Origin of the sequence: Streptomyces sp. NPDC050636, assembly GCF_040654775.1 — a bacterium.
Lineage (GTDB): Bacteria > Actinomycetota > Actinomycetes > Streptomycetales > Streptomycetaceae > Streptomyces.
Map to the genome: position 1 here is coordinate 1 of NZ_JBFAIP010000006.1, position 17,377 is coordinate 17,377.

A 17,377-nucleotide genomic window follows, 5' to 3' on the forward strand; every position below is an offset into this window, starting at 1 on the left:
CCCACACTCAACGGGAGGGGCCGGACCGCAGGACGGAGTCCGGAGGTCCGGAACCGCACCCGACAGCCCCGCGCAGCGGCAACCGCCCCGCCGCAAGCACAGTGGCGGGGCGGCCAAAAACGCGGCTCAGGCAAAGCGCAGCGGACCGGCCCGCCGCAGGCGCAACGGCGACAAACCCCCACGGCGGGACAGCCGAAAACGGCGAGCAACCAAGCCGGCCCAGGCAAAGCGCAGCGGAAGCGCAGCGGACCCTTACGAGATGCGGTCCAGCACAATCGGGTTCCGGGTGAAGTCCGTGCCCGTGGGGGCGATGTCGTACGCGGACTCAAGGGACTTGAGGGCGTAGTCGAACTTGTCCGGGGTGTCGGTGTGGAGGGTCAGGAGGGGCTGTCCCTGCTGGATCTCGTCGCCGGGCTTGGCGTGCAGTTCCACGCCGGCGCCGGCCTGGACGGGGTCCCCCTTGCGGGCGCGGCCGGCGCCCAGGCGCCAGGCGGCGAGGCCGACGGCGTAGGCGTCGAGGGAGGTGAGGATGCCGGAGGTGGGGGCCGCGACGGTGTGCTTTTCGCGGGCTACCGGGAGCGGGGCGTCCGGGTCGCCGCCCTGGGCCTGGATCATGCGGCGCCAGTGGTCCATGGCGGAGCCGTCCGCGAGGGCCTTGGCGGGGTCGGCATCCTTCAGCCCTGCCGCGTCGAGCATTTCGCGGGCGAGCGCGAGGGTCAGGTCGATGACGTCCTGCGGGCCGCCGCCGGCCAGGACCTCGACGGATTCGCGGACTTCGAGGGCGTTGCCCGCGGTCAGGCCGAGAGGGGTGGCCATGTCGGTGAGCAGGGCCGTGGTGCGCACGCCGTGGTCGTTGCCCAACTCGACCATGGTGGCGGCCAGTTCGCGGGCGTCGCCGAGGTTCTTCATGAACGCGCCGGAGCCGACCTTGACGTCCAGGACCAGCGAGCCGGTGCCCTCGGCGATCTTCTTGGACATGATGGACGAGGCGATGAGGGGGATGGATTCGACGGTGCCGGTGACGTCGCGGAGGGCGTAGAGCTTCTTGTCGGCGGGGGCCAGGCCGTCGCCGGCCGCGCAGATGACGGAGCCCACGTCGCGGAGGACGTTCAGCATTTCGGGGTTGGTGAGCTGGGCTCGCCAGCCGGGGATCGCTTCGAGCTTGTCGAGGGTGCCGCCGGTGTGGCCGAGGCCTCGGCCGGAGAGCTGCGGGACGGCGGCGCCGCAGGCGGCGACGAGGGGGGCGAGGGGGAGGGTGATCTTGTCGCCCACGCCGCCGGTGGAGTGCTTGTCGGCGGTGGGGCGGGTGAGGGAGGAGAAGTCCATGCGCTCGCCGGAGGCGATCATCGCCGCCGTCCAGCGGGCGATCTCCGTGCGGTTCATACCGTTGAGGAAGATGGCCATCGCCAGGGACGACATCTGCTCATGGGCGACCTCGCCGCGGGTGTAGGCGTCGATCACCCAGTCGATCTGATCGTCGCTCAGCTCGCCGCGGTCGCGCTTGGTGCGGATGACGGAGATGGCGTCCATGAAGGCTTCCTTTCGAACGGGTAGGTCCGTTCTACACGCATAGAGCGGATGGCGGCCAGGGAATGTGGCAGCCATCCGCTCTCTGCGTGGTGTGTGGTGTCCCGGCGCGCTACCTGACCAGGTGCCCCGGGCCGAACGCGTCCGGCAGCAGTTCCGCCAGCGGCCGGATGCCGGCGGCCGTGTCGACCTGGAGCTCCGGGCCGCCGTGCTCGTAGAGGAGCTGGCGGCAGCGGCCGCACGGGACGAGGAGTTCTCCCTCGCCGTCGACACAGGTGAAGGCGGTCAGCCGGCCGCCGCCGCCCGCGAACAGGGCGGAGATCAGGCCGCATTCGGCACACAGAGCGAGTCCGTACGAGGCGTTCTCGACATTGCAGCCGGTGACGGTGCGGCCGTCGTCCACCAGGGCGGCGGCACCGACGGGAAAGCCGGAGTACGGGGCGTAGGCCCGGGACATCGCGTCCCGGGCCTGCGCGCGCAGCGACTCCCAGTCGGGAGTCCTCACTTGCCTTGGCCTCTTCTGTAGATCTTGCCGATGGCCTTCGGCGGCCGCAGTCGCTGCGCGGCCAACGAGAGCACCAGCAGCGTGGCGATGTACGGGGCGACGCCGACGATCTCCAGCGGGACCGTGTCGGTGGTGGTGTACCAGAGGGCGAGCAGCGCGGCGGCGACCAGGCTGATCACGGCCTGGGTGCGCTGTCCGCCGCGCAGCTTCCACAGCGCCAGGCCGACCAGCAGAACGGCGAGCAGGAGCAGCAGCGCGTGGACGGTGGGGCCGCCGCCGCGCAGCTGGAGCGCGTCCATGAAGCCGAACAGGCCGGCGCCCATGGCGACGCCGCCCGGCCGCCAGTTGCCGAAGATCATGGTGGCGAGGCCGATATAGCCGCGGCCGCCGGTCTGGCCGTCCTGGAAGATGTGGACGTAGATCGCGAGGAACGCGCCGCCGAGGCCGGCCAGCGCGCCGGATACGGCCACCGCCGCGTACTTGTAGCGGTAGACGTTGACACCCAGCGACTCGGCCGCGATCGGGCCCTCGCCGCAGGAGCGCAGCCGCAGGCCGAAGGCGGAGCGCCACAGGACGAAGAAGGTCAGCACGAAGATGCCGACGGTCACCAGGGTCAGCCAGGAGACGTTGGTGACCAGGGAGCCGGCGATGCCTGCCGTGTCGGAGACCAGGAACCAGTGGTGCTGCTCGATGGAGTAGAGCCAGTCGGACAGCCCGGGGACGGTGAACGTCGGCATATCGGCCATCGGCGGCGACTGCTTGTCGTTGCCGCCGGCGGCCGCTGCCGCGCTGCCTTCCGCGCCGAACCACAGCTTGGCGAGGAACTGGGTCAGGCCGAGCGCCATGATGTTGATGGCGACACCGGAGATGATGTGGTCGACGCCGAAGGTGACGGTGGCGAGCGCGTGCAGCAGTCCGCCGAGCGCGCCGCCGATGACACCGGCCAGCGCCGCGGCCCAGGGGCCGTGCTGCCAGCCGACCGCGCCCGCGGAGAACGCGCCGAGCATCATCATGCCTTCGAGGCCGATGTTGATCACGCCGGAGCGCTCGGACCACAGACCGCCGAGGCCGGCCAGGCCGATCGGCACGGCGGCGTTGAGCGCGGCGGTGTACTGGCCGGATCCGGTCAGGTTGTCGGCGCCGGTGACGATCCGCAGCAGGGACAGCAGGATCAGGCTGCCCGAGATGATCAACAGGATCTTGGGGTAGCTGAGCCTGGCCCGGGTCTTGTGCTTGTGCTTGTGCACATGCCCGGTGGCCGGGTCGACCGGGGCCGTGAGGTTCGTGCTCACGAGGACACCTCCGCCTTGTCGGTCTTGCGGGCCTGGGCGGCGAGCTCCTCGCCGACCTGCCGCTGCTGGAGTCTGAGGCCGTAGCGACGCACGACTTCGTAGGCGATGACGACGCACAGCACGATGACGCCCTGCATCACACCGACGATCTCCTGCTCGTACTCCTCGAATTCGAGCTGGGTGCCGGTGCGTTCGAGGAAGCCCCACAGCAGCGCGCCGGCGGCCATCCCGACCGGGTGGTTACGGCCCAGCAGCGCGATGGCGATACCGGTGAAGCCGATGCCGACGGGGAAGTCGGTGCCGTAGTTGTACGAGACGCCGAGCAGCGTCGGCATGCCGATCAGGCCGGCCGCGGCGCCGGACAGCAGCATGGAAGTGACGATCATGCGCTTGACGTTGACGCCGCCCGCCTCGGCCGCGGACTCGGACTGGCCGACCGTCCGCAGGTCGAAGCCGAAGCGGGTGCGGTTGAGCACGAACCAGTACGCGAAGCCGACGATGACGGCGATGACGATGAAGCCGTCGATGGGGTCGGGGGTGGTGGGGATGGTGAAGAAGTGGCTGGAGTCAGGGAGGTTGGGCGTGTGGAAGAGGTTGCCATCCTTCCGCGCCAGCCGGCCTTCCTGGAGGAAGTAGCCGATGACCGCGGCCGCGATGGCGTTCAGCATGATCGTGGTGATCACCTCGCTGACGCCGCGGGTGGTCTTCAGCAGGCCCGCGATGCCCGCCCAGACCGAGCCGACCAGCATCGCGACGATGATGATGATCGGGATCTGGAGGAAGCCGGGGAGGGTCAGCGCACCGCCGACCACCGCGGCGAAGAAGGCCGCGATGCGGTACTGGCCGTCGACGCCGATGTTGAAGAGGTTCATCCGGAAGCCGATGGCGACGGCCAGCGCGGACAGGTAGTACGGGACCGCCTTGTTGATGATCCAGACCTGGCTGTCGCTCTTGGAACCGAAGTCGACCATCACCGTGTAGGCGTAGATCGGGTCCTTGCCGGTGGCCAGGATGATCACCGAGGTGATGGCCAGCGCCGCGACGATCGCCAGCACGGGCGCGGCGATGCCCAGGATCAGCTTGTTCTTGTCGAGCTTCTTCACTCGGACTCCCCCTCCTGGGACGAGCGCGGCTCCGAGTCCGCGGCGGAGTCGCTGTCGGAATGGGCGAGATGGCCGCTGGCGGCGCCGGTCATGGCCGAGCCCAGCTCCTCCGGGGTGATGGTGGCGGGGTCCGCGTCCGCGACGAGCCGGCCGCGGTACATCACCCGCAGGCTGTCGGACAGGCCGATCAGCTCGTCCAGGTCGGCCGAGATCAGCAGTACGGCGAGACCCTCGTGGCGGGCGGTGCGGATCTGGTCCCAGATCTGCGCCTGGGCGCCGACGTCCACGCCCCGGGTGGGGTGCGCGGCGATCAGCAGCTTGGGGTGGTGGCTCATCTCGCGGCCGACGATCAGCTTCTGCTGGTTGCCGCCGGAGAGCGAGGCCGCGGTGACCTCGATGCCGGGGGTGCGGACGTCGTACTCGTCGACGATCCGCTTGGTGTCGGCTCGGGCGGCCTTCAAATCGAGCAGCCGGCCCTTGGCGTTGGGCTTTTCGGTGACATGGCCCAGGATGCGGTTCTCCCACAGCGGGGCTTCCAGCAGCAGGCCGTGCCGGTGGCGGTCCTCGGGGATGTAGCCGATGCCGTCCTCGCGCCGGGTGCGGGTGGGCAGATGGCTGATGTCGGTGCCGTCCAGCGTGATGGTGCCGCCGTCCGGGTCACGCATGCCCATGATGGCCTCGACCAGTTCGGCCTGGCCGTTGCCCTCCACACCCGCGATGCCCAGGACCTCGCCCTTGTGGATGGTCAGCGACACATCGTCCAGGACGGTGCGCTCCACCCCCTCCGCATCGGCGGTGGTCAGCCGCAGCCCTTCGACCTTCAGCATCTCCACGTCCGTGACGGTGGACTCGCGGGTCTGCGGCGAGGGCAGTTCGGTGCCGACCATCAGCTCGGCGAGCTGCTTGGGCGTGGTCTCGCTGGGGACGACGGAGGCGACGGTGGTGCCGCGCCGGATGACGGTGATGTCGTCGGCGACCGAGAGCACCTCGCCCAGCTTGTGGGAGATGAAGATGACGGTCAGGCCCTCGGCCTTGAGCTCGCGCAGGTTGTCGAAGAGCGCGTCGACCTCCTGCGGGACCAGGACCGCGGTCGGCTCGTCGAGGATGAGCGTACGGGCACCGCGGTAGAGAACCTTGAGGATCTCCACCCGCTGGCGGTCGGCGACGCCGAGGTCCTCGACGAGGACGTCGGGGCGGACACCGAGGCCGTAGCGGTCGGAGATCTTGATGATCTCGGCGCGGGCCTTGCCGCTGATGCCGTGCAGCTTCTCGCCGCCGAGAACGATGTTCTCCAGGACGGTGAGGTTGTCGGCGAGCATGAAGTGCTGGTGCACCATGCCGATGTTGCGGGCGATGGCGTCGGCCGGGCTGTGGAAGCTGACCTGTTCGCCGTCGATGCCGATGGTGCCCTCGTCCGGCTTCTGCATGCCGTAGAGGATCTTCATCAGCGTGGACTTGCCCGCGCCGTTCTCGCCGACCAGCGCATGCACGGTGCCGCGGTGGACGGTGATGTCGATGTCGTGGTTGGCGACGACGCCCGGGAACCGCTTGGTGATCCCGCGGAGTTCCACCGCCGGTGCCGCGGCGGGGGCGCTGTCTGCCTGGGGACTGCTGGACGCTTTGATGGCGCACTCTCCTCGGGGGCAGGGAGTGGTCGGAGGAGCGGGGAGGTGACGATATCGCGCCAACTTCACGCTACGCGCGTAGCGTTGACGCCGAAAAAATCAAAAGGCTGCCGGGGTGCCCCGGCGAACAGGCCCGGCGCGGCGGCGTGGTGGCCGCCGCGCCCGGCCCGGGAAAGACCTACTGCTTGGCGGGCGTGTCGCTGACCTTCACGTCGCCCGACGCGATCTTCTTCTTCGCCGCGTCGATCTTGGCCTGAAGGTCGTCGATGAAGCCGCCCGAGGTGGACAGCCGCACACCGTCGTCCTTGAGCGTGTAGCTCTTGTTGCCGTTCAGCGGCTTCTTGTCATCCACGCTCTTGACCAGGTCGTATACCGCCACGTCGACGTTCTTCATCACCGACGTGAGGATCGAGCTCTTGTACTTGGCCAGGCCCGGCTGCAGGTACTGGTCGGAGTCGACGCCGATCGCCCAGGTGCCCTTCTTGCCGGCGACCGTCTCGATCGAGCCATTGCCGGACTGGCCGGCCGCGGTGTAGATGACGTCGATGCCGGCGTCGAGCATGCCCTTGGCCTTGCCCTTCGCGGCGGCCGGGTCGTTGAAGCCCTTGTCGTCGTTGGCGTAGAGGTACTCGGAGGTGACCTTCGTCTTGGGGTCGGTGTCCTTGACGCCCTGCTCGAAGCCGGCCTGGAACTTCTGGATCAGCGCGTTGTTCACACCGCCGATGAAGCCGACCTTGTGGGTCTTGCTCTTCAGCGCGGCGGCGACACCGGCGAGGTAGGAACCCTCGTGCTCGGCGAAGACCATGCCGTAGACGTTCTTGGCCTCGGAGGGGGAGTCGACGACGCCGAAGGTGGTCTTCGGGAAGTCCTTGGCGACCTTGTTGACGGACTTGCCGTAGTTGAAGCCGACACCGATGACGGGGTTGTAGCCCGCCTCGGCCAGCGAGGACAGCCGCTGCTCGCGGTCCGCCTCGGTCTCGCCGTTCTTGGCGGTCATCAGCTTGGACTTCACGCCGAGGTCCTTCTCGGCCTTGTCCACACCACGGGCCGCCGCCTCGTTGAACGAGTGGTCGTCCCGGCCGCCGACGTCGAAGGCGAGTCCGACGCCCTTGTCCTTGCCACCGGACTCGGTGGACGACTCGCCGCAGGCACTCAGCGAGACAGTGAGGGCCGCGGTGGCGATGCCCGCGGCAACGATCTTGGATACCCGGCGCACGTGGGGCCCCTTTGGCTCGTAGCGCCTCCGTCGGCGCTGATTCCGCGGCATCGTAACGCGCGTAGATGCCAGATAAAGGGGAGGCTGGAAGCCGTTATCGGATCGTCGCGAACGGGAGCTGACCGCGGGGTTACGGGCGGCTGGGACCCGTCCGGTGGATCATGGCCGACCCGCGGCCCCGACCCACCGGACAGCCCTTACCCGTCGATCAGCGCCGCCGCGGTGAACATCTCCACACCCACCGTGATCGCCCGCTCGTCCACATCGAAGTCCCCGCGGTGCAGGTCGCGCCGCGAGACCTCGCCGGGCGGCCGCACCCCGAGCCGGGCCATCGCGCCCGGGACGTGCTCCAGGTACCAGGAGAAGTCCTCGCCGCCCAGGGACTGCTCGGTGTCCTCGACGGTGTGGGCGCCGCGCCGGGCGGCCATCGCGTCGTTCAGCAGCTGGGCGCTGACCGGCTCGTTGACCACCGGCGGCACCCCGCGCACATAGTTGATCTGCGACTTCGCGCCGTGCAGCGTGGCGAGCTCGTCGATCGCGGCATGCACCAGGTCCGGGGCCTCGCGCCAGGCGGCGAGATCAAGACACCGGACGGTGCCGGACAGCTCGGCATGCTGCGGGATCACATTGCAGGCGTGCCCGGACTCCAGCCGGCCCCAGGTGACGGCGAGGCCCGCCCGCGCGTCCACCCGGCGGGCGAGCAGGGCCGGCACATCGAGGGCGATCCGCGCCGCGGCGGTGACCATGTCGGTGGTCAGATGCGGGCGCGCGGTGTGCCCGCCGGGGCCGTCCAGTTCGACCTCCAGCCGGTCGCAGGCCGAGGTGATCGCTCCCGTACGCAGCCCGATCCGGCCGGCGTCGACCCGGGGATCGCAGTGCACGGCGAGGATCCGGCCGACGCCGTCCAGGACGCCGCATTCGATGACATCCGTGGCGCCGCCCGGCAGCACTTCCTCGGCGGGCTGGAAGATCAGCCGCACCGGGCGCGGCAGCAGCCCCGCGCGGGCCAGCTCGGCGAGCACCAGGCCCGCGCCGAGGACGACGGTGGTGTGGACGTCATGACCGCAGGCGTGCGCGCGGCCGGGGACCGTGGAGCGGTAGGCGACGGTCTTGGTGTCCGGGATGGGCAGCGCGTCGATGTCCGCGCGCAGGGCCAGCAGCGGGCCGACGGCCCCGGAGTCCGTACCGATGTCACATACGAGGCCCGTACCGATGTCCAGGACGCGGGGCCTGAGGCCCGCCTGCTCCAGACGCTCCCTGATCGCCGCGGTGGTCCGGAACTCCTGGTTGCCGAGCTCGGGGTGCATGTGCAAGTCACGGCGGAAGGCGATGAGTTCGGCGCACAGCTCCTCGGGCAGGGCGCCTGGGAGGGCGTTCCCGGCGGGGGTGTCGGTGGTATCAACGGAGTCGGCATCGAGGGACATCAGTTGGTTCACCCGTTGAAGGTTACGGGGCTGGAGGGGGCAACTGACCCTCGATCAACAAAAGTTCAGCCCCATAGGGGAAGAAAATCTACGCCGCCCGGCGCATGGAGTATGTGCGACAGGGGTATGCAGTAGGGCTTCATCCGGCGGCCATCTGCTGCCCGAACTGGAGTCGCTGCACGTCGCGGGCGGTGCCGGTGACCCCGTCCAGGAAACCCTGGGCGCGCGGTGACGCGTTGGTCGTCAGCCAGGCCGGATCGATGTCACACACGGCGACCTTCACCTCGGTACCGAGCAGGGCGAGCGGCAGGGTGTGCACCACCGTTGACGGGAAGCTGACGATCAGCCGTCCGATGGGGCCGCGCCGGGCGATCAGTTCGAGCGGCAGATCGGGGCGTACGACCTCCAGACCGGTTTCCTGGGTGAGCCGGCGCAGCTTGTCGGTGCTCTCCCGGCGGTGCGCGAAGTAGCGGGTGGCGCTGTGCGTACGGGCCAGCGCGCGGACCGCCTCCAGGTAGCGGTCCTCGTCGACGACGCCGGTTTCGACCAGCGAGGTGCCGACGATGTCGGCGGCGCGGGTGAGCCGGGGCGGGCCGAAGCGCTCGCGGGTCCAGGCGAATTCGTTGGTGGTGACGTGGACGCCGGGCGGCGCGTCGACCGGCATCGAGCTGAAGAGGCCGACGGTGCGGCGGCCGCCTTCCGGCGCCGGGGTGAGCCGGCGGCGCGCGGTGGCCGAGAACGGCGCGAAGACGAGGTCCCGGGGGCCGCGTCCGCTGCCGTGCCGGTGCCAGCGCACCAGCCGTTCGCCGCGGGCGAGTTGGGAGATGAACTCCATGGTGGCGGTGCCGTCGTCGACCACGACCAGATCGCGTGCCCGGGTGAGGGTGAGCAGCAGCTGGACGTAGCGGGAGAACGGGTCGCCGATGACGACGCGGCGGGCGCGGCGCAGCAGCGGGGTGAGCCCGCCGATGGTGCGGACCGGGGCGGTGGGGCCACCGCGGGCCTCCTCCCAGCGCACCGCATGGCCTTCGTCGCGGGCGAGTTCGGCCATCCGGCGGAGCTGGCCGCGGGTCATCGGGTCGTGCGGGGAGAGCACGACGACGGTGACCGCGGTGGCCTCTGCGGTGTGCGCCCATTCCAGGACGTTGAGCAGCTGCACCGGGCTCTCGACGAAGGCGAGGGTGCCGGTCTCCGTGGCGGCCGCGCGGGCCTGGTCACCGTCGGGCATGTGTCTCCTGCACTGCCGGGGCACCCCCAGGAGACGGCGGGCGGGAGTACCCGCCGTCTCCTGGGGCGGGACCTGCGAACCGGCCGCGGTCGGCTCGGCGCGGGTCCCCTCGGGTGAGCTCACGATGTGGGGCTCCTGTCGACCGTCAGACAGCTGCCGGCTCGCGGTCGGCGTCCGAACCCTCTGCGGACTCGGCTTCGGCGACCACACCGGCGACGCGGCGCAGCTTCTTCATCGGGCCGAGCTCGCTCTCGTAGACCTTCTTGACGCCGTCACCGAGGGACTCCTCGATGGTGCGGATGTCGCGGACCAGGCGGGTCAGACCGCCGGGCTCGACGGAGGCGGCCTGGTCGGAGCCCCACATGGCGCGGTCGAGGGTGATGTGGCGCTCGACGAAGGTGGCGCCGAGGGCGACCGCGGCGAGGGTGGTCTGCAGGCCGGTCTCGTGGCCGCTGTAGCCGATCGGGACGTTCGGGTACTCCTCCTGCAGGGTGTTGATCATGCGCAGGTTGAGCTCCTCGGCCTTGGCCGGGTAGGTGCTGGTGGCGTGGCACAGCAGGATGTTGTCGCTGCCCAGGACCTCGACGGCGTGCCGGATCTGCTTGGGGGTGGACATGCCCGTCGAGAGGATGACGGTGCGGCCGGTGGCGCGCATGGCGCGCAGCAGCTCGTCGTCGGTGAGCGAGGCGGAGGCGACCTTGTAGCAGGGCACGTCGAACTTCTCCAGGAAGGCGACCGACTCGACGTCCCACGGGGAGGCGAACCAGGCGATGCCGCGCTTCTTGCAGTACTCGTCGATGGCGCGGTAGCCGTCCTCGTCGAACTCCACACGGTGGCGGTAGTCGATGTAGGTCATGCGGCCCCACGGGGTGTCGCGCTCGATCTCCCACTGGTCGCGCGGGGTGCAGACCTCCGGGGTCCGCTTCTGGAACTTCACGGCGTCACAGCCGGCGTCGGCGGCGGCGTCGATCAGCGCGAACGCGTTCTCCAGGTCGCCGTTGTGGTTGATGCCGATCTCGCCGGTGACGTAGACGGGGCGGCCGGGGCCGGCCTCGCGGTTGCCGAGGTTGCGGAGGCGGGAGTTGCTGCTCATGGGGAGGTTCCTTCGTGGTTGATATGAGGGTGTGCGGGGGGGATCGGAGGGGTTACAGGGACGGGCGGGTGGGGGTTACAGCGACGGGCCCAGGAGCCAGGCGGCGATCTCGCGGATGGCGCCGCTGCCTCCGGGTGTGGCGGTGACCGCACGGGCCGCGCCGCGCACCACGTCGTGCGCCCCGGCGACGGCCACCGGCCAGCCGACGAGGTCGAAGCACGGGAGGTCGTTGACGTCGTTGCCGACGTAGAGCACCCGCTCGGGCGCGACGCCCTGCTCCTCGCACCACTGCTTGAGGGCGAGGTCCTTGCGGTCGATGCCGTGCAGAACGGGAACCTGCAGCTTGCGGGCCCGTGCGGCGACGACCGGGTTCTGCTCCGTGGACAGGATCAGCAGCTTGAGCTGCGCCTTGCGCAGCGCGGCGATGCCGAGGCCGTCACCGCGGTGCACGGCGACGATCTCCCGTCCATCGGTGTCGATCAGCACCCGGTCGTCCGTCTGGGTGCCGTCGAAGTCGAGTACCACCGCGTCGATGTCGTCGATGACCGGGAGGTGGGTGGGGGAAGCACCAGCGAGGGCGCCGGGACGCGGGGCGTCGAGCAGCGGCGCGAGCGCGCGGGCGCGGGCGAGGTCGTGCGGATCGTCGATCTCCAGCACCCGGGCGGGGTCGGTGCGGACGAGTTCCGTACGGCCGAAGAAGCGGTGGCCGCCGGCGCGGAAGCCGGTCGCCTCCATGGCGTAGGCGGCGCCGGTCTCCAACAGGTCCTGGGGGCGGTCCTGGCGGCGGGGCCGGAAGGACTTGTCGTGGTTGACGCCGTGGCCGCCGTCGGTGCTGCCCGCTTCCGGCTCGGCGTCGCGCCAGACGAACCCGTGGAACGGGGCGACGGTCAGCGCGCTGTCCGCACCGCCCTCGACGACCGCGGCGGCCACCCCGTCGATGTCCTCGCGGGCGATGAAGGGGCTGGTGCACTGGACGAGGAGCACGGCGTCGACGGTCGTGTCGTGCTCGGCCTCGTACGCGTCCATGGCGTGCAGCACCGCGGCCTCGCTGGTGGCGGTGTCGCCCGCGATGTCGCCGGGGCGCCGTACGACGACCGCTCCGGCGCCGCGTGCGGCGGCCGCGATCCCGGCGTCATCGGTGGACACGATCACATCGGTGACCAGGCGGGATGCCCGGCATGCGCGGACCGCGCGGGCCACCAGGGGCACGCCCCCGACGGGAGCGAGGTTCTTGGCGGGCACGCCCTTGGATCCGCCGCGGGCGGGGATGACGGCCACGACAGTGGGTGGCATTGCGGGCTCCTCAGTAGGGCGGGGGGCAAGGGCGGTCACAGCTGCCCCCAGCGGCGGATGGCCGGGGCGACGCGCTGGACGCCGTGGCGGTAGGCGCCGCGGGCGGCCTCGCGGACGGTGTCGCGGGCGACCCGGCGCAGTCCGCCGGGCTCCTCGGGCGCGTCCGCGTGGCCTGCGACCGGCTCGCCGTGCGGGTCCAGGCCGTGCCGGGCGAGGATGCCGGGGAGGTAGCCGGGGGCGGTGCGGGGTGTGTAGTACGGGGTGAGCGGCGGCAGCCGGTCGGCGGTGCGCAGCTCGGTGACCCGGGCGCGGGCCGCGTCGAAGGCCGTGTCGTACGAACCGTCGGCAGCCACGCCTTGGCGGGCCAGCCACTCGGGGTCGGGCTCCGGGCGGTGCCCGGCGTCCAGCTCGTCCCAGGAGGCGAGGCAGCCGGAGCCGAGGAAGTGGTGGTTGCCGAGGACCTCGCGGATGCCGAGGTCGGTGAGGACGGCGGTGGGGATGCCGCGGTGCAGGGACTCCAGGGCGGCGGTCGAGCTGACCGTCACCATCAGGTCGGTGCGGTCCAGGACCTCGCCCATGTTCCCGTACACCAGGCGGCAGTTGGACGGCAGTCCGGCCGGCGCCTTGGCGGCGAGCTTCTGGTACGGCAGTTCCTCGATGTGCGTGGTGTGCTCGCCCGGCTTGCTGCGGAGCTTGATCAGCACCTCGCGGTCGGGGTGCTTGCGGGCGTGCTCAACCGCCCTGCGCAGCAGGTACGTACGGTCCGCGCGGCTCTCCGGGACGGAGGGCTGGGCGGCGAACACCACGGTGTAGGGGTCACGTCCTTCGGTGTCGCAGTGACCCTTGTAGCGCTCGCCCCCGAGGAAGGGGAGGGCGCATTCGACGACGCTGCTGTCATCGGCGCCGACACCCCGGTAGACGTCGCGGAACCGGTCCGCGTCGTGCCGGGAGTTGGCGAGCACGACATCCGCGCCGTGCCGCAGCAGCAGCCCGTCGGCAAGCTTCTCGTAGACGACTCCGACATAGCCGGTGACGACGACGGGCCGGGTGTCGGCGCCGCGCCAGGCGCGGGCCAGGCCGTGCAGCATCGCCTGCACCGCGCCGCCTACACAGGCCAGCACGACGACGTCATATTGCGTACGGTCAATGGACCGGACGCTGTCCTTCATCTGCTCCAAGAAGGCGACGCCTCTGATTTCGCGCAGGGAATCCGCACGGGCGCCGACCTCTTCGAGCTGGCGGACCGTGGGAGTGGCGCGGCCGCGGAGCAGATAACCGTCGAGCCGGATGTCCGATTGGATGCGGTACGCTGTCAAAGCGCCCCATTTCCACCGAGTGTCCGAGTCGGCGAGTACGGCGACCCGCGGCGAAGAACTGGTACGTGATGGCACGTCGCAGACGCTAGGAAGGCATTCCGTTTCGCGGGCCAACTGGGTCGCAACAAAGGGTTAACAGCGGGTCGACGAATGGCGAACCGGCTCGTTTATCAGCCCGGTTAACCATCCCGCCATTCTTCGTTCACCTTGAAGTCCGCACCACGTAAAGACGAATGCCGACTCCGCCCCTAACGTCACCCGGGTGGTTAAGCTCTCCGTCATCGTGCCGTTCTACAACGTGCAGACATACGCGCCCGACACCCTGAAAAGCCTGGCGGCGAACGCCCGCGAGGACTTTGAATTCCTCCTCGTCGACGACTGCTCGCGCGACGAGACGCCGCAGATCCTGCAGCGCGCCGAGCGCGAGCTGCCGGGCGCCAGACTCCTACGGCACGAGAAGAACGGCGGCCTGGCCACCGCCCGCAACACCGGCCTGGACGAGGCGCGCGGCGAATACGTCACCTTCCTCGACGGCGACGACTGGCTGGCCCCCGGCTACTTCGAGGAACTCCTCGGCGCCATCGAGGAGTTGGGGTGCGACTTCGTCCGCACCGACCATGTCCAGTGCACCGCCCGCGCCCGTACCGTCCACCGCGTCCCGCACGGCAAGCGCGGCGTCGTCATGGACCCCCGCGACCTGATCCTGCCCGCCGACCGCTCCACCTCCGTCGACTACGCCTTCGCCTGGGCCGGTATCTACCACCGCAGGCTGCTGGACGACGGGGTGCTGCATTTCCGGCACGGGCTGCGCACCGCGGAGGACCGCCCGTGGATCTGGCGGCTGCACCGCGAGGCACAGTCCATGGCGGTGGTCGGGCTGCTCGGCGTCTTCTACCGGCGCGGGGTGGCGTCCTCGCTCACCCAGATCGGAGACGTGCGGCAATTGGACTTTATCCGCGCCTTCGACCAGGTGATCGAAGAAACCGCACAAGACCGTGATGCGCATCTGCTGCTCCCGAAGGCAGTGCGCACCTATTGCGCGATCATTTCCCACCATCTCGGCTCGATCGAGCGGTTCGAACCGCAGGTCGCCAAGAAATTGCGTTCGATGAGTGCCGCGGCGATGAAACGCATGCCGCAGGACGTACTGAAGGAAGCACTGGATTCCATGGATGTGCAGCGCGCGTCCCGGCTGCGGCGACTGCGCCGCCGCCCGGTCCCGGCGGAGGTCGCCGCCTGATGCCCAACCGGCCCCGTACCCAGATCTTCATGGCGTCCACGCTGTACGGCGCGGCGACGCTCGCCGCCGCACTGGACGCCGACGGCTTCGAGCCGGCCGACCGCCGGCTGCTGCTGCTCAGCAACAACGCCACCACCCCCGAGACCACCCCGTCGCTGGACACCATGCCGGGCTTCGCGCAGCTGCGGGGCCGCTTCGACCGGGTGCTGTCGTGGAACGAGACGATCAGCCCGTTCCACCCCGGTGGCTGGTCCCCGCGACCGGACGATGTCCCGCTGTGGGAGCGGTACTTGCGGCTCCTGTGGGGCCTGGGCGACTCCCAGGTCGAGCTGATCGTGGAATCCATCCAGGTCAACCCGGCGATGGCGCTGGCCCAGCTGTTCCCGGACGCGCCCATCGACGTCTACGCCGACGGCCTGATGAGCTACGGCCCCACCCGCAACAAGCTCGACCCGCTGATCGGCACCCGCATCAACCGCCTGCTGCACCTGGACCTGGTGCCGGGCCTGACCCCCCTCCTCCTCACCGAGTTCGGTGTCGAGCCGCAGACCGTACCGACCGACGCCTTCACCAAGGTGCTGGCCGAACTCTCCGACGCCAGCGGCGAGTTGGACGTGCCGTCGGGTGCCGCGCTACTGCTCGGCCAGTACCTCTCCGCGCTGGGCATCCTCACCCCGGAGGAGGAAGAGGACCTGCACGTACGGATGGTGCGCGGCGCCGTCGAACGAGGCCACCGCGAGATCGTCTTCAAACCGCACCCGTCCGCGCCGGCCCGCTGGTCCCGGATGCTGGAGCGGGAGGCCGAGAAGCTGGACATCGAGCTGACCGTGCTGGACAGCCCGGTGCTGGCCGAGGTCCTCTACCAGCGGATGCGTCCCGCGCTGGTCGTCGGCTGCTTCTCCACGGCGCTGCTGACCGCCGCCGCCTTCTACGACCTGCCGACCGCCCGGACCGGCACCGGGCTGCTGCTGGAGCGGCTCACGCCGTACCAGAACAGCAACCGCATCCCGGTCACGATCGTGGACGCGCTGGTGCCCGACCTCGGCGACCGCGGCGAGCGCCCGGACCCCAACACCACCGACATCGGCGGCCTGGTCACCGCGGTCGGCTACGCCATGCAGCACCAGATCTACCCCAGTCTGCGCCCGGTCGCCGAGCGCTATCTCGCGACCCACCTCGACCAGCGCACCCGGCGCTACTTCAAGCGCCGCCGGCTCACCTCGCTGGCGCTGCCCGGCGCGATCCCGTCCCAGCTGTCGTTCATCCCGCGCAACGCCACCGTGCGCCGGGTCGCGCGCCGGGCGCGGGCCGTACAGCGGCGCCTGAAGAAGCGGGCCGCGTTCGGATGACCACCCCTCAGCTGACGTCCGGCGCGCGACCCGTCGCGCCGGACGCCGCCACCACCGCCCCTAACCCCGTCATACCGATGCGCAGCCGCGGCGGCGCATCGCGGCTGCGCGCGCTGGACGGACTGCGGCTGCTCGCCGCCCTGATGGTCGCCGCGTACCACTACGCGGGCCGCGACGGCGAGATATCCCAGGCTTGGGGCGGGTCGCCCGCGCAGCAGTTCCCCACCGCCTCAGGCCTGTTCGCGTACGGCTGCCTGGGCGTGCAGATCTTCTTCGTGATCAGCGGCTTCGTCATCTGCCTCAGCGGCTGGGGCCGGACACTGCGCGCCTTCGTCGCCTCCCGCGTCTCCCGCCTCTACCCGGCGTACTGGGCCGCGATCCTGCTGGTCACCGCGGTCTTCGCACTCCCCTGGGTCGCGTACGAAGCGCTGGCACCCAGCGATGTGCTGACGAACCTGACCATGCTGCAACAGCCGCTCGGCGTGGACCGGGTCCTGGGCGTGTGCTGGACGCTCTGGGCCGAGATGCGGTTCTACGCGCTCTTCGCGCTCTGCGTCGTGCTGCCGGGCGCCACCCGCGGCCGGGTGGTCCTCTTCTGCGCCGGCTGGACACTGGCCGCGGCCCTCGCCCAGGCCGCGAACGAGCCGTTCCTCAACGTCGTCCTGATGCCGGAGTACGCCCCGTTCTTCATCGGCGGCGTAGGCCTCTTCCTGCTGCACCGCTACGGCTCCCGCGATCCGGTCGCCTGGACGATAGTGCTGGTCAGCTGGCTGATCGGACAGCATTACTCGGTCGTCCGGCTCTGGCACTCGGAGTCCGCCACCGGCTTCTCCTACCGCTCGTCGGCCGGCATCATCGCCGTCGTGACGATCGGATTCGCGCTGGTCGCGGCCGTCGCCCTGGGCAAACTGCGGTGGGCGAACTGGCGCTGGCTGACCGTGGCGGGCGCGCTGACCTACCCGTTCTACCTGGTGCACGAGCATCTGGGCTGGGTCGTCGTGCGCACGTTGCACCACGACTTCGGCCTGCCCTCGTACGCCACGCTGATGCTGACCGTCGGCCTGATGCTGCTGCTGGCGTGGGTGCTGCACCGGTGGGTGGAGCGTCCCCTCACGCCCGTGTTGCGGCGGTCGATCGACCCGAAGCGGCCGACGGCCTGAGGGGCG

General features: G+C 70.3%; 14 protein-coding genes. 3 read left to right on the forward strand and 11 right to left on the reverse strand.

Going from position 1 to position 17,377, the window contains the following annotated elements; all coding sequences use genetic code 11:
• Positions 1 to 252: 252 nt before the first annotated feature.
• From AB0I10_RS08555 to AB0I10_RS08605, 11 genes are all read right to left on the reverse strand, one after another.
• Positions 253 to 1,530 (reverse strand): thymidine phosphorylase, encoded by a 1,278-nt coding sequence (locus AB0I10_RS08555; RefSeq protein ID WP_363151590.1) that lies wholly within the window; start codon positions 1,528 to 1,530, stop codon positions 253 to 255.
• A gap of 109 nt (positions 1,531 to 1,639) precedes the next feature.
• On the reverse strand, positions 1,640 to 2,032 hold the full coding sequence (locus tag AB0I10_RS08560; RefSeq protein ID WP_363151591.1) for a cytidine deaminase: 393 nt from the start codon (positions 2,030 to 2,032) through the stop codon (positions 1,640 to 1,642).
• Positions 2,029 to 3,279 carry an ABC transporter permease gene (locus AB0I10_RS08565; RefSeq protein ID WP_363151757.1) on the reverse strand — a complete coding sequence of 417 codons (1,251 nt, stop codon included), beginning with the start codon at positions 3,277 to 3,279 and terminating at the stop codon, positions 2,029 to 2,031. The genes AB0I10_RS08560 and AB0I10_RS08565 overlap by 4 nt, the downstream gene beginning before the upstream one ends.
• Positions 3,280 to 3,320: 41 nt before the next feature.
• On the reverse strand, positions 3,321 to 4,427 hold the full coding sequence (locus tag AB0I10_RS08570) for an ABC transporter permease (RefSeq protein WP_363151592.1): 1,107 nt from the start codon (positions 4,425 to 4,427) through the stop codon (positions 3,321 to 3,323).
• The gene (locus AB0I10_RS08575; protein ID WP_363151593.1) at positions 4,424 to 5,998 is read right to left on the reverse strand and encodes an ABC transporter ATP-binding protein; all 1,575 of its coding nucleotides are present in this window, start codon (positions 5,996 to 5,998) and stop codon (positions 4,424 to 4,426) included. Before AB0I10_RS08575 ends, AB0I10_RS08570 begins: the two co-directional genes overlap by 4 nt.
• Positions 5,999 to 6,230: 232 nt before the next feature.
• A complete protein-coding gene (locus tag AB0I10_RS08580; protein WP_363151594.1) occupies positions 6,231 to 7,268 on the reverse strand; it encodes a BMP family ABC transporter substrate-binding protein in 1,038 nt (345 codons plus the stop codon).
• A 197-nt stretch (positions 7,269 to 7,465) separates the two neighbouring features.
• Positions 7,466 to 8,692, reverse strand: a complete 1,227-nt coding sequence (locus tag AB0I10_RS08585) for an amidohydrolase (RefSeq protein WP_363151758.1) — start codon at positions 8,690 to 8,692, stop codon at positions 7,466 to 7,468.
• 139 nt (positions 8,693 to 8,831) lie between these two features.
• Complete coding sequence (locus AB0I10_RS08590; protein WP_363151759.1) at positions 8,832 to 9,920, reverse strand: hypothetical protein; 1,089 nt, start codon at positions 9,918 to 9,920, stop codon at positions 8,832 to 8,834.
• Between the two features lie 145 nt (positions 9,921 to 10,065).
• On the reverse strand, positions 10,066 to 11,013 hold the full coding sequence (locus tag AB0I10_RS08595; RefSeq protein WP_363151595.1) for an N-acetylneuraminate synthase family protein: 948 nt from the start codon (positions 11,011 to 11,013) through the stop codon (positions 10,066 to 10,068).
• Positions 11,014 to 11,088: 75 nt separating this feature from the next.
• Positions 11,089 to 12,306, reverse strand: coding sequence for an acylneuraminate cytidylyltransferase (locus AB0I10_RS08600; protein ID WP_363151596.1), 1,218 nt, complete (start codon positions 12,304 to 12,306; stop codon positions 11,089 to 11,091).
• Positions 12,307 to 12,341: 35 nt separating this feature from the next.
• Entirely contained in the window at positions 12,342 to 13,697 is a 1,356-nt protein-coding gene (locus tag AB0I10_RS08605; RefSeq protein ID WP_363151597.1) for a DUF6716 putative glycosyltransferase, read from the reverse strand.
• Positions 13,698 to 13,884: 187 nt separating this feature from the next.
• Between AB0I10_RS08605 and AB0I10_RS08610 the strand changes: the two genes are divergently transcribed.
• The 3 genes from AB0I10_RS08610 to AB0I10_RS08620 are packed head-to-tail and all read left to right on the forward strand — an operon-like array spanning position 13,885 to position 17,371.
• On the forward strand, positions 13,885 to 14,862 hold the full coding sequence (locus tag AB0I10_RS08610) for a glycosyltransferase family 2 protein (protein WP_363151598.1): 978 nt from the start codon (positions 13,885 to 13,887) through the stop codon (positions 14,860 to 14,862).
• Entirely contained in the window at positions 14,862 to 16,211 is a 1,350-nt protein-coding gene (locus tag AB0I10_RS08615; protein WP_363151599.1) for an alpha-2,8-polysialyltransferase family protein, read from the forward strand. Before AB0I10_RS08610 ends, AB0I10_RS08615 begins: the two co-directional genes overlap by 1 nt.
• Entirely contained in the window at positions 16,208 to 17,371 is a 1,164-nt protein-coding gene (locus tag AB0I10_RS08620; RefSeq protein ID WP_363151600.1) for an acyltransferase, read from the forward strand. Before AB0I10_RS08615 ends, AB0I10_RS08620 begins: the two co-directional genes overlap by 4 nt.
• The last annotated feature ends 6 nt before the right edge of the window (positions 17,372 to 17,377 follow it).

What these genes read in the sequence shown, in the direction of transcription:
- AB0I10_RS08585 (WP_363151758.1), bottom strand. Translation starts at nt 8,692, where the DNA reads ATGTCCCTCGATGCCGACTCCGTTGATACCACCGACACCCCCGCCGGG.
- AB0I10_RS08555 (WP_363151590.1), bottom strand. Translation starts at nt 1,530, where the DNA reads ATGGACGCCATCTCCGTCATCCGCACCAAGCGCGACCGCGGCGAGCTG.
- AB0I10_RS08590 (WP_363151759.1), bottom strand. Translation starts at nt 9,920, where the DNA reads ATGCCCGACGGTGACCAGGCCCGCGCGGCCGCCACGGAGACCGGCACC.
- AB0I10_RS08615 (WP_363151599.1), top strand. Translation starts at nt 14,862, where the DNA reads ATGCCCAACCGGCCCCGTACCCAGATCTTCATGGCGTCCACGCTGTAC.
- AB0I10_RS08595 (WP_363151595.1), bottom strand. Translation starts at nt 11,013, where the DNA reads ATGAGCAGCAACTCCCGCCTCCGCAACCTCGGCAACCGCGAGGCCGGC.
- AB0I10_RS08620 (WP_363151600.1), top strand. Translation starts at nt 16,208, where the DNA reads ATGACCACCCCTCAGCTGACGTCCGGCGCGCGACCCGTCGCGCCGGAC.
- AB0I10_RS08600 (WP_363151596.1), bottom strand. Translation starts at nt 12,306, where the DNA reads ATGCCACCCACTGTCGTGGCCGTCATCCCCGCCCGCGGCGGATCCAAG.